General features: G+C 58.6%; 9 protein-coding genes and 1 pseudogene (1 of these 10 only partly in view). 4 read left to right on the top strand and 6 right to left on the bottom strand.

What is annotated here, in order from left to right; genetic code table 11:
• Positions 1–31 precede the first annotated feature (31 nt).
• Positions 32–1,540 carry an FMN-binding glutamate synthase family protein gene (locus tag EXR36_02085; protein MSQ58454.1) on the top strand — a complete coding sequence of 503 codons (1,509 nt, stop codon included), beginning with the start codon at positions 32–34 and terminating at the stop codon, positions 1,538–1,540.
• An 11-nt stretch (positions 1,541–1,551) separates the two neighbouring features.
• Here EXR36_02085 and EXR36_02080 read toward each other — a convergent pair whose 3' ends face one another.
• Positions 1,552–2,124, bottom strand: a complete 573-nt coding sequence (locus tag EXR36_02080) for a DUF3365 domain-containing protein (protein MSQ58453.1) — start codon at positions 2,122–2,124, stop codon at positions 1,552–1,554.
• A gap of 172 nt (positions 2,125–2,296) precedes the next feature.
• On the opposite strand from EXR36_02080, the gene clpB reads away from it, so the two are divergent.
• Positions 2,297–4,897, top strand: coding sequence for an ATP-dependent chaperone ClpB (gene clpB, locus EXR36_02075; GenBank protein ID MSQ58452.1), 2,601 nt, complete (start codon positions 2,297–2,299; stop codon positions 4,895–4,897).
• Here clpB and EXR36_02070 read toward each other — a convergent pair.
• From EXR36_02070 to EXR36_02050, 5 genes and pseudogenes are all read right to left on the bottom strand, one after another.
• The gene (locus EXR36_02070) at positions 4,894–6,075 is read right to left on the bottom strand and encodes an HDOD domain-containing protein (protein MSQ58451.1); all 1,182 of its coding nucleotides are present in this window, start codon (positions 6,073–6,075) and stop codon (positions 4,894–4,896) included. The genes clpB and EXR36_02070 overlap by 4 nt on opposite strands.
• A gap of 28 nt (positions 6,076–6,103) precedes the next feature.
• Positions 6,104–8,005 (bottom strand): chemotaxis protein CheA, encoded by a 1,902-nt coding sequence (locus tag EXR36_02065; protein MSQ58450.1) that lies wholly within the window; start codon positions 8,003–8,005, stop codon positions 6,104–6,106.
• A gap of 18 nt (positions 8,006–8,023) precedes the next feature.
• The gene (gene cheZ / locus EXR36_02060) at positions 8,024–8,770 is read right to left on the bottom strand and encodes a protein phosphatase CheZ (protein ID MSQ58449.1); all 747 of its coding nucleotides are present in this window, start codon (positions 8,768–8,770) and stop codon (positions 8,024–8,026) included.
• Positions 8,767–9,171: a chemotaxis protein CheY gene (gene cheY, locus EXR36_02055; protein ID MSQ58448.1), complete on the bottom strand. Its 405-nt coding sequence runs from the start codon at positions 9,169–9,171 to the stop codon at positions 8,767–8,769. The genes cheZ and cheY overlap by 4 nt, the downstream gene beginning before the upstream one ends.
• Positions 9,172–9,229: 58 nt before the next feature.
• A pseudogene (locus EXR36_02050) lies at positions 9,230–10,171 on the bottom strand (chemotaxis protein CheV).
• 283 nt (positions 10,172–10,454) lie between these two features.
• Between EXR36_02050 and EXR36_02045 the strand changes: the two are divergent.
• The gene (locus EXR36_02045; GenBank protein ID MSQ58447.1) at positions 10,455–11,195 is read left to right on the top strand and encodes a segregation/condensation protein A; all 741 of its coding nucleotides are present in this window, start codon (positions 10,455–10,457) and stop codon (positions 11,193–11,195) included.
• A protein-coding gene (gene scpB, locus EXR36_02040) for an SMC-Scp complex subunit ScpB (GenBank protein ID MSQ58446.1) crosses the window boundary here: on the top strand, positions 11,182–11,499 show its 5' portion. 330 nt of this gene lie beyond the right edge of the window; only the first 318 of its 648 coding nucleotides appear in the window; its start codon is at positions 11,182–11,184; its stop codon lies off the right edge, out of view. The genes EXR36_02045 and scpB overlap by 14 nt, the downstream gene beginning before the upstream one ends.

The raw sequence follows: 11,499 nt of genomic DNA, 5'->3' as shown, positions 1-11,499 counted from the left end.
CGCTGTCGGTTACAACAGCGGAAAAAGCGCGATGCTCGATGTATTGTTGCAAGGAGCAGGGACGATCCTCGGGTTGGTCGTGGTCGGGGTGTTGCTCTACTGGTTCGTGCGGGACATCACCCAGAAAAAGCACACGGTTCTGCGCAACTTTCCGGTCATTGGCCGCCTGCGTTACCTCTTGGAGCAACTGGGCGAGTATCTGCGCCAGTATATGTTCGCGAGGGACCGCGACGAGCTTCCCTTCAACCGCTCCACCCGGGGTTGGGTCTACCGCTTGGCGAAGGACGAAGGCGGCATCATCGGCTTTGGTTCGACCCACGATTTGAAGCAACCGGGTTCCCTCATATTCGTGAATGCGCCTTTTCCGGTGCTTGAAGAAGACAGCGTTCAGACACCGGCACTGGTGATCGGCGAGGGCTACTGCGAGCAGCCTTTTAGGGCGCGCTCCTTGATCAATATCAGCGGTATGAGTTACGGCGCCATTTCCGAGCCGGCGGTGCGAGCCCTTTCTCGCGGCGCGGCGGAAGCGCGCTGCTGGCTGGATACCGGAGAAGGCGGGCTTTCGCCATACCATAACGAAGGCGGCTGCGACGTCATCATGCAAATTGGCACCGCCAAGTACGGTGTGCGCGAGGAGGATGGTTCCTTTTCGCGCTCGCGTGCGCGCGCCATTGCCGAGAGAGTCTCGGCTTTTGAGATCAAACTGTCCCAAGGTGCGAAACCTGGCAAGGGCGGCGTGCTCCCGGCGGGGAAGGTGAACGAGGAGATCGCGCGCATTCGCGGCATTCCCGCCCATAAGGATTCCATCAGCCCGAACCGCCACCGCGACATTGCCAATATCGATGACTTGCTCGACAAGGTGAGCGACCTGCGCGATCTCACCGGCCGTCCAGTGGGCGTTAAAACCGCCATCGGCGGATGGCAATTCATGCATCAACTTTGCGAAGCGGTGCACCGCCGCGGAGTGGACCATGCGCCCGACTTCCTCGTGATCGACGGCGGCGAGGGCGGCAGCGGTGCTTCGCCTAAAGCCTTGGCCGATCACATGGGTCTACCCATCTCTGAGGCGCTGCCTCGCGTGGTGGACGCCTTGCTGGAATCCGGTCTCAAGCAACGCATCCGCGTCGTGGCATCGGGCCAGTTGGTCACGCCCGCCAAGGCTGCTTGGGCGCTATGCGTGGGCGCGGATTTCATTAACACGGCCCGTGGTTTCATGTTCGCACTGGGCTGTATTCAAGCGCTGCGTTGCCACACCAACGCTTGTCCCGCGGGGATCACCACGCACAACAAGCGGTTGCAGCGCGGCTTGGTAGTGGAGGAAAAGTATTTGCGCGTGGCCCATTACGCCAAGAATATGAACAAGGAGATCGACATGATCGCGCACTCCTGCGGGCTCAAACACGCGCGCGAGTTTCGCCGGGAGCATGTGCGTCTAGTCGAAACCGCCAATCGCAGCGTGGCTTGCAGCACGCTCTATCCCTATCCGGAAGAGCGGCCCCACGCCAAGAATTTCGCGAGAGAACTCGCGCACGCCGGATAGGCCAGCCAGCTTCAGTCTAGCCGCTGCTTGATGGTAACCGCGCCCCGAATCTGGCCGGTGCTGTAGCCAGTGGCCTGGTCATGGGGGTACTCCTTGGCCAGGATGGCCTTGACCTCGCCCGGAATCGCCTCCGGCGAACCGTGGCAGCTTAAACACAACGGCTGTACTGGAATGGCCTTCATATAGCGAAAATACCGGCCCTGCGGTTCGGTGACGATTTCGCTGTACTCCAGGGCTTCCGGTTTCTCGCTTGCGACGCGGTCAAAGCTCGCAAGTACCGATTGCTCCCAACTGTCCGCCTGGCCGAGCAGCGGGTTGCGTACCTTGAGGCTTACCCTGGCGACTCGGGCGCCGTGTTCGCGCGACAGCCGGCCCGCAATCTCGGGTGCTAGGTTCTTGCACGCGGATATGGCGCTGGCGGGTCCGTTACTGGACATTTCCTTCTTAAGCCCGGCGCCCAATTCCTGTACCAGTTGCCCGGCGATGCCACGCGCCTTGAGGGTGAAGTCCGAGGGTTCGCCGGCCAAGGTATTGACGTGAATCAATGCGGGTAAGAGGCCCGCCAGTACAAGATAGCGTTTCATGGGAGACGGGATGAGAAATTAGATATAGGGTAGATAGAGGGTAGAGTGGAACTTGGAACGCGACTGTGCCATTGTTCCTCCGTCTCTTCAACCCCGGATGTTGAAATTTTCCGCCCAGGCCTCATTTGACCGGTAACCCCCATCCACGCTCATCCACTATTAGGGTGCCATCATGCGCTTTGACAAGTTCACCACGAAATTTCAGCAAGCCTTCGCCGAGGCTCAAAGTCTCGCCGTGGGTAAGGATCACTCCTATATCGAGCCCCAGCATCTGCTGTCGGCCTTGTTGGACCAACAAGACGGCGGCACAAGCGCCCTGCTGGCCAAGGCGAGCATCAATGTTGTTCCGCTGCGCGAGTCGTTGCGGCAAAGTATCGAGCGTTTGCCCAAGGTCGAGGGCCATGGCGGGGAAGTCAACGTTTCGCGTGAGTTGGCCGGCCTACTCAATTTGACCGACAAGGAAGCGCAAAAACGCGGTGACCAATTCATCGCCTCCGAGCTTTTCTTATTGGCGCTCGCGGAGGATAAGGGCGACACCGGAAAACTATTTCGCCAGCACGGCGCGCTGAAAGCGCATCTTGAGCGGGCCATCGAGTCCGTGCGCGGTGGCCAGGGCATGGGCAGTGCCGAGGGTGAGGGCCAGCGCGTGGCGCTGGAAAAATACACCCTGGACGTTACGGAGAGAGCCCGCCAAGGCAAGCTCGATCCGGTGATCGGGCGCGACGACGAGATTCGCCGGGCCGTGCAAATTCTGCAACGGCGCACCAAGAATAATCCGGTACTCATCGGCGAGCCAGGCGTGGGGAAGACCGCCATCGTGGAAGGGCTGGCTCAGCGCATCATCAATGGCGAGGTACCGGAGAGTCTCAAGGAAAAACGTGTTTTGTCCCTCGACATGGCATCCCTGCTCGCGGGTGCCAAGTACCGTGGCGAATTCGAGGAACGTCTTAAGGCCGTTCTGAAGGAAATCGCGCGGGAGGAGGGCCGCATCATCGTATTCATCGACGAGATTCACACCATGGTGGGTGCCGGCAAGGCCGAGGGCGCCATCGACGCGGGCAACATGTTGAAACCGGCGCTGGCGCGCGGAGAACTGCACTGCATCGGTGCCACGACCTTGGATGAATATCGCAAGCACATCGAGAAGGACGCGGCGCTGGCGCGGCGATTCCAAAAGGTGTTGGTGGGAGAGCCCACGGTGGAAGCCACCATCGCCATCTTGCGCGGGTTGCAGGAGAAGTACGAAGTCCATCATGGCGTGGAGATCACCGATCCCGCCATCGTGGCCGCGGCCGAGCTCTCTCATCGTTACATCACCGACCGCTTCCTGCCAGACAAGGCCATCGACTTGATCGATGAAGCGGCCGCGCGCATCCGCATGGAGATCGACTCCAAGCCCGAAGCCATGGACAAGATCGAACGCCGTGGCATTCAGCTCAAGATCGAGCGCGAGGCGGTGAAGAAAGAAACCGACCATGCCTCCAAGCAGCGCTTGGCGTTGCTGGAAGAAGAGATCGAGAAACTCGACCGTGAGTTCGCCGATCTCGAGGAAATCTGGAAGGCTGAGAAGGCTCAAGTGCAAGGCAGCCAGCACGTCAAGGAAGAACTCGACCGCATCAAGGTGGAGATGGACGCGGCCAAACGCAAAGGCGATTGGCAGAAAGTGTCGGAGTTGCAATACGGGCGCGTGCCGCAACTGGAAGCGCAGTTGAAACAGGCGGACAAAGGCTCTGCGCAGGCGAAGACGCTACTGCGCACGCAAGTGGGAGCCGAGGAAATCGCGGAAGTGGTTTCGCGCGCCACCGGAATTCCCGTCTCCAAGATGATGCAAGGCGAGCGCGACAAGCTCCTCAAGATGGAAGCGCGCGTGCACGAGCGCGTGGTCGGACAAGACGAAGCCGTGCGGATGGTCTCGGATGCCATCCGGCGTTCTCGCGCGGGATTGTCCGATCCCAACCGGCCCTATGGTTCCTTCCTGTTCCTGGGACCTACGGGAGTGGGGAAGACGGAGTTGTGCAAGGCGCTCGCGGGATTTCTGTTCGATTCCGAGGAGCATCTCCTACGCATCGATATGTCCGAGTTCATGGAGAAGCACTCGGTCGCCCGCTTGATCGGTGCGCCTCCCGGATACGTGGGCTACGAAGAAGGCGGTTATCTCACGGAAGCCGTGCGGCGCAAGCCCTATGCGGTGATCTTGCTCGATGAGGTGGAGAAAGCGCACCCAGATGTGTTCAACGTGCTCCTGCAAGTGCTCGATGATGGCCGTCTCACCGATGGCCAAGGCCGCACCGTGGACTTCAAGAACACGGTGGTGGTGATGACGTCCAACTTGGGTTCCCAGATGATCCAGCAGATGGCGGGATCGGATTACGCCAGCGTCAAGAACGCGGTGATGGGCGAGGTGAAGAATTATTTTCGGCCCGAGTTCATCAATCGCATCGACGAGGTGGTGGTCTTCCACGCCTTGGATCGCAAGCACATAGAATCCATCGCGCACATCCAGATCGGGCATTTGCGCAAGCGCCTCGCCGCCATGGAAATCGGCTTGGAGGTCTCCGGAGAAGTGATGCGCGAACTGTCCCAGGTGGGTTTCGATCCGGTCTTTGGCGCGCGTCCCCTCAAACGGGCCATTCAATCGGTGATCGAGAATCCGCTAGCGCGGGAAATACTAGAAGGCAAGTTCGCGCCGAGGGAAACGGTCGTGGTCCATTGGCGCGAGGGGCGTGTGGAATTCGAGAAGCGTAAAGCGCAACCTCAAGCCTTGGCGGCCTAACCCGCGCTCAATGCATGCGCCCAGACGATGGCGTCGATCTGGGCGCGATTCACATAGGCCGGTTTGAGATCTAGGCTCATGGCGAGGAGTTCGGCTTGCTCCCTATTTTTTGGATCGTGCAATTGTTCGCAAGCCTCCGCCAATTGGAGGAAGGGGCCGTAGGGTCCTTGGCGTCCCGTGAGGGCATCGCCGATGGACTCCGGTAGCGGGATCTGGCTGGTGATTTCTTCCATGGGCACGCGCAAGATCGCGCCCAACAAGGAGAACATTCCCACGATGAATAGATTGTCGCGCTCGGCGGCTTCGAGCAAATCTTTACCTAACAACTCCATCAATCGCCCGCGTGTGATGGCTGTGGTGACCAACGCGTCGGAGGAATTCTTGCGCGCCGCGTTCACCATTAGAAAGCCGAGCCAACGGTAGAGATTCTGGTAACCCAATACCGTGACCGCGTGGCGCAAGGACTGAATTTCGCAAGACAGACCGAAGCCGGCGCTGTTGATGTAGCGCAGTAATTTGAACGACAACGCAGCGTCGCGCTTCAAAATATCTTCGAGCTTACTGACCGGCGCGTTTTCTCGGGCGAGCCGCATCAAGGCCACCAGGTTCCCATAGGCGGGGCCAATGATCGCTCCGGTTTGCGTGCCGTGATTCAAAAACCAGTACCCTTGGTATAAATCGAGATGGGCATCCTTGGCGGCCGAGAAGGATTCCTCCAAGGCGATTTGCCGGCCGATTTGTTGTGCGGGCAGCTTGCGCAACGATTCGGATACTTTTTTGAGCGCGGGGCCTAGCCGGCTAACGTCCAAGCTCAGATACCCGAGGCTGGGATAGAGTTCGTGCGGCACGGGTGCCGAAGTGGGCGCGCGAATACAACACGCCAAACCCGCTGCGCGCGCGGCCTGCACCGCAGCAATCGTGGCAGCTTCACCGGCGAGTTCCACGACGTAAGCGGCCTTGGGGATCGGAGAGGGTGAGGCGAGCGGTGCTGGAATTCGATCGCTCACCACGATGCGCGAGCCCAGCAGCCAGTTCTTGCCGGCCGGGCCGGTCAACAGCGCCAGAAGATCCATGCCATTGGCGGAAGAATCCTGGCCCGCCCACCGCAGATCGTAGACGGCCAGTTCTTGCCTGTGATCGAGGATGGGTTCCCGTGCGAGAAAGGCGGACGTGCCCATGCGGAAGGAGGATTATGTAGATGAACTGTTAGGCGGCTGCCTTGAGGAGATCGCCGCGTGATTCGCTGGCCATCTCTCGCAATAATTCCTCCATGTCGAGCACCAATACGACGGAGCCGTCGCCAGATTGCGTGGCGCCCGCCACGCCTCTTGGCTTGATGTCTTCCAAGGGTTTGATCACTACATCGTCCCGGCCGACAAAGCTATCCACCGCGAGGATGAACGAGCGCACGGCGGATTGCATCAACACTCCATAGGCAGGGGCTTGCGTGCGCGGCCATCCGATGAGGGAAGCGAGCGAAAACACAGGCAGTATTTCGTCGCGAATCACCATGGTTGCCTTGCCCGATATGGCCTGCACCTCTTCTGAATGGATCGGAATGATCTCTCGTACCAAGGCCAGGGGGACGGCGAAGGGCCGTTCCCCGCAACGCACGACCAGCACCGGCAAGATGGCAAGAGTGAGGGGTAGGTAGATAGTGAAGGTGGAGCCTTGGCCGATGACGGACTTGATTTCGATTCTGCCATTGAGTTTTTGAATTTTGGTCTTCACCACGGCCATCCCCACGCCCCGGCCGGAGACGTCACTTACCGTGTCCTTGGTGGAGAATCCCGGTAGCAAGATCAGTTTTAGCGACTCGTCGTCGTTGAGATTGGCCGCGGCGTCCGCGGTGATACAGCCTTTCTCCACCGCTTTCTTGCGGATGATATCCGGGCGCATGCCGCGTCCGTCGTCACTGATCTCGATGATGATGCTGTCGCCGATTTGCTGGGCCTTCAGGCGCAAGATGGATTTCTCCGGTTTGCCTTGGGCTACCCGGTCCGCGGGCGATTCGATGCCATGGTCCACGGCATTTCGCACGAGATGGATGAGTGGGTCGCCGAGGTCCTCGATCATGGTTTTGTCGAGTTCCGTTTCCTCGCCCTTCAGCGCCACTTCGATGTTCTTTCCGAGCTGGCGAGAAAGATCCCGCGCCATCCTGGGATACTTCTGGAACAAGCGCCAGATGGGTTGCATACGCGTCTTCATCACGGCGTTTTGCAGATCGCTCACCAGTAAATCCAGACGGCTCACGGCGAGGTCCAGTTCACGCAGAGTTTCCGGATCTCGCTTGCCTTGTAGCAAATCCGTGCGCAAGCAATTTAGCCTGTTTTTCGCCAATCCAATCTCGCCAGAGAGATTGAGTACTTGATCCAAGCGCACGGTGCCCACGCGTATGGTGGATTCCGCCGCCGCCACGGCGACCTTGTCATTCTCCCGGAGCTCTGTACGGGCGCCATCTCTGTCGGGCTGGTCCGTCGCTCTTCGCCCAGGCGAGCGCGCCGGGGCGGCTGCTTCCGCCGCTGCCGCAGGGGCGCCGGCATTTTCGGGAGCAATGGGTGCGGCAGGGGCCGTAGCCGGACTCGGTTGGCCGAGGATGGTGTTTTGCCAGTGCTGCCAGTCGACTCCCGCTGCATCCTGAGTGCTTGCCTTGGGTGTCTCGGCCGCCACGGGCGGGGCGGGTTGTGCGGCGGGTGCAGGTTGAGGTGCGGCGGTTTTTCCTTCGAGCGCTGCCTTCATGGCGGCGATCAAGCCAGGATCCGCTGGGGCCGGTAACTGGCTGGAGCGCAGCGGACCGAACATGTCGCTGACGCAGCCCGTTGCGGACATGATGACATCCATCAATTCGGCATTGAGCAAAAGCTCGGAGTTGCGTAGCTTGTCGAAGAGGTTTTCCGTCAAATGGCACAGGTTCACCAGATCCGTGACGTTGAGAAATCCGGCGCCCCCCTTTATCGTATGGAATCCGCGAAAAATGGTGTTCAACAGCTCCTTGTCATTGGGACGTTGCTCCAACTCCATGAGTTTGCTGTCCACATCGGACAGGAGCTCGCCTGCCTCTGTCAGGAAGTCTTTAAGCAACTCCTCCATGCCTTGAAAGTGACTCATCGCGCCAATCCTTTTTTCTTAGAAGCCGAGGCTTTGCAGCAGATCATCGACCTGCGCTTGGCTGGTGACTATGTCTGTGCGGCCCCTGGCGTTGATGACCGGGCCATTGAGAAGACCGCTCGCTTCGGCTGCTTCGCGTTTATCGGCTGGGACATTGGCTACCAATAATTGCAGCAGTTGTTTTTGCATGTCCTGCGCCGCGGTGGTTACGCGCTTGATCACCTGGCCGGTGAGATCCTGAAAATCTTGTGCCATCATGATCTCGGTGAGTTGCTGTTGGGTGGCGCCGACTTGGGCCGGAACTCCAGCCAGATAAGAGCGTGTGTTTTCCACCAGCGTTTTGAACTGACCGGCGCTTAACTCCTGTTTGAAGAAACGCTCCCAATTCGCGTGCAGTTCGCTGGCCGCGCGCCCTAGATTGTCTTGAATGGGTTTGGCGGTTTCGATGGCCGCCAGCGCCCGGTGCGCTGCCTGGTCGGTCAAATTGGCCACGTAGGAAAGGCGCTCGCAGGTATCTGAAATGGAGGCGCTCGCTTTCTCCAATGCTTGGTCCGCGCCCAGCTCTCGCAAGGTGTCGTAGAGTTTTCGCGTTAAATGTCCCACTTGAGACACCATATACGTGCCGCCAGATACGGGTGCGGTGGCGGCCGCGGGTTCGGGCATTTGCTGGGCCGAAACTATGCTGTCTAACAAAGCTTCAAGATCGGGAGAATCGGTAGTTGAAGACGGCGAGGAGGACGAAGCGGTGGCGATGGCGAGAGTCATTGTAGAGTTCCGGATTTCTGCATTTGTTGAAAGATTTTTTGGAGCTTTTCATCTAACGTCGCCGCAGTGAAAGGCTTTACGACATAACCGTTCGCACCGGCTTTGGCGGCTTCGACGATGTTTTCTTTCTTCGCTTCCGCGGTGACCATCAATACGGGTAGATGCTTGAGCGTTGCGTCCGCCCGGATTTCCCTTAGTAACTGAATCCCCGTCATATTGGGCATGTTCCAATCGCTTACCACGAAGTCGAACTTGCCCGCGCGCAGCAGTGCAAGCGCGGCCACGCCATCCTCGGCTTCCTCCACATTGGTAATTCCAACCTCCTTGAGAAGATTGCGCACAATGCGGCGCATGGTCGAGAAATCATCTACGACAAGAAACTTGAGATCACCTTTAGTCATGGGTCATGCGCCTTACGTCATTCAATATGTTGCGAGGGGGGGTGATTCATGGAAGCGGTCAATGCATTTGCAGCAAGGGCCTGAGCGTATCGCCCAGCATGGCCGCATCGAACTTGGCGACGTAGGCATCCACGCCTACCTTCTTGCCCATGCCGCGGTTTGCCTCGGATGAAAGCGAGGAGTGCATCACCACGGGAATTCCTTCGAAACGGCGGTCGGCCTTGACGTTCTGAGTGAGTACATAGCCGTCCATTTCCGGAATTTCGGCATCCACCAGTATGACGTTCAGTTGCAATTGCAAGGGTTGGTTATCTTGTGTCGCACGCTGCGCCATGCCCTGTAGTCTTTCCCAGGCTTCCTTGCCATTGTTGGCTTGGTGGTACTTCACGCCAAGCTGGTCGAGCACGGATGAGATTTCGCGCCGTGCGACGGCAGAGTCATCCACGAAGAACACCGTCCGGTCCCGCGATTGCTCCACTGGTGCAAGCTTCGGGATCGCGGCCTCGCCAAAGGCATCCACCAGAATCTGCTCGACGTCGACGATGGACACGAGCCTCCCGCTGGGCAGCTCGGTAATGGCCGTGACCATTTGCTCGTGGCCGGAGAGGATGCCATCGGCGGATTTCACTTGATCCCAATCCACGCGCACGATACGGTCAACATCGTGCACGAGGAAACCTTGCGTGCGCCGACTGTACTAGGTGACGAGCATCGTGTCTTCGGAGGCATTGTGGCGGCCGGTGAGTTTGAAAAAACTCGCAAGGCTGATGACTGGGATGATGTGTCCCCGCAGTGAAATCACGCCTTGGATGCCCGGCGGCATGTTGGGTGTTTGGGTTACCTGAGGTGTTTTCGTGACTTCCCTCACCTTGAAAACATTGATTCCGAATATCTCTTCGGTACCTAGCGAAAAAAGCAGGATTTCGAGCTTATTGGACCCGGCCAGCTTGGTTCTGGCATCGATAGCATCGAGAGGATTGTTGTTTTCGATAGTGTCCATTGCGAAATCTGTCTGCGGGCTCTGGGTGGGTAGTCGCGATAGCTATTCGGTCTTCGATGAGCACGTGCGTGGCGATACCGGTTGGGGCGAGATAACGGCATCGCATGTGGCTTCTTTAACCGCAGGGGTGGCCTTCCTGGATTGACGGATAATCACGGCTCTTAAGCGATGTTGAAGCCAAGTCCATGAGTAGGCTAGCGTACGAGGTGGGGGACATTTGCGGGTAGTTGCCGAAATCCCGGTTGAGCGTTTGCATCCGGTAGCGCGTCTCTATGGCGAGCCCATGGCTGAGTTACCCAAGGACCTCTACATTCCTCCCGAGGCCCTTGCCATCATCCTGGAGGCCTTTGAAGGCCCGCTGGACCTACTCTTATATCTGATCCGGCAGCAAAATCTGAATGTTCTCGATATCTCCATGGCGGATTTAACCCGGCAGTATCTGGCCTATGTCGAGGTCATGCGATCCCACCAGTTGGAGTTGGCGGCGGAGTACCTGCTAATGGCGGCGCTTCTCATCGAAATTAAGTCGCGAATGCTGCTGCCCAGACCGGAAAAGCCCGTGGATGAGGAGGATCCGCGGGCGGAATTGGTACGGCGGCTACTGGAATATGAGCAGATGAAGATGGCGGCACGCCGGCTGGATGAACTACCGGTCGTGGAGCGGGACTTCAAGGTAGCCCGGGCGTGGTTCGAGCGGGTTGTCGTGGAGCAATTACCGGAGGTTCATCCCGAGGATTTGCGCATGGCTTGGCTGGCATTGGTGGCTAGGGCGAAGGCCAACAAACATCACCTGGTAGCACGCGAGCAACTCTCCGTGCGCGAATCCATGAGCCAGATCATGCGCCGCCTACGCACAGGTGGATTTGCGGAGTTTTCGAGCTTGTTCGATTCCTCGCAAGGAGTCCCGGGACTGGTAGTTTCCCTACTGGGTTTGCTGGAACTTGCCAGGGAGGGTTTAGTGAAAGTGGTGCAACGGTCGGTTTTTTCCCCTATCTACGTCAAGTTGAGCGATGGAACAGATTGATTTACAGAGCATTAAGAACATTCTGGAAGCGGCCATACTGGCCAGTGCGGGGCCGGTCACGGTTGACGATCTGGCTAGGTTGTTCGACAGCGAAGTTGACCATGATCTTCTGCGGCGGCTTTTGGACGATCTGCGCGCCGATTGGTCTGGTAGAGGCATCGAGTTGGTGTCCTTGGCCGGAGGCTGGCGGTTTCAAACCCGAAGCGATCTACAACGATACCTTGATCGGATGTGCTCGGAGAAGTCGCCCAAGTACTCACGCGCGGTCCTTGAAACCCTGGCGATCATTGCGTACCGCCAGCCC

This window comes from Betaproteobacteria bacterium (assembly GCA_009693245.1).
Classification (GTDB): domain Bacteria; phylum Pseudomonadota; class Gammaproteobacteria; order Burkholderiales; family SHXO01; genus SHXO01.
Note: the sequence above shows the minus strand (reverse complement) of the source record. Positions and strands in the feature narration are given on the sequence as shown.

What these genes read in the sequence shown, in the direction of transcription:
- cheZ (MSQ58449.1), bottom strand. Translation starts at nt 8,770, where the DNA reads ATGACTCTCGCCATCGCCACCGCTTCGTCCTCCTCGCCGTCTTCAACT.
- EXR36_02065 (MSQ58450.1), bottom strand. Translation starts at nt 8,005, where the DNA reads ATGAGTCACTTTCAAGGCATGGAGGAGTTGCTTAAAGACTTCCTGACA.
- EXR36_02045 (MSQ58447.1), top strand. Translation starts at nt 10,455, where the DNA reads ATGGCTGAGTTACCCAAGGACCTCTACATTCCTCCCGAGGCCCTTGCC.
- EXR36_02080 (MSQ58453.1), bottom strand. Translation starts at nt 2,124, where the DNA reads ATGAAACGCTATCTTGTACTGGCGGGCCTCTTACCCGCATTGATTCAC.
- EXR36_02070 (MSQ58451.1), bottom strand. Translation starts at nt 6,075, where the DNA reads ATGGGCACGTCCGCCTTTCTCGCACGGGAACCCATCCTCGATCACAGG.
- clpB (MSQ58452.1), top strand. Translation starts at nt 2,297, where the DNA reads ATGCGCTTTGACAAGTTCACCACGAAATTTCAGCAAGCCTTCGCCGAG.
- cheY (MSQ58448.1), bottom strand. Translation starts at nt 9,171, where the DNA reads ATGACTAAAGGTGATCTCAAGTTTCTTGTCGTAGATGATTTCTCGACC.
- EXR36_02085 (MSQ58454.1), top strand. Translation starts at nt 32, where the DNA reads ATGCTCGATGTATTGTTGCAAGGAGCAGGGACGATCCTCGGGTTGGTC.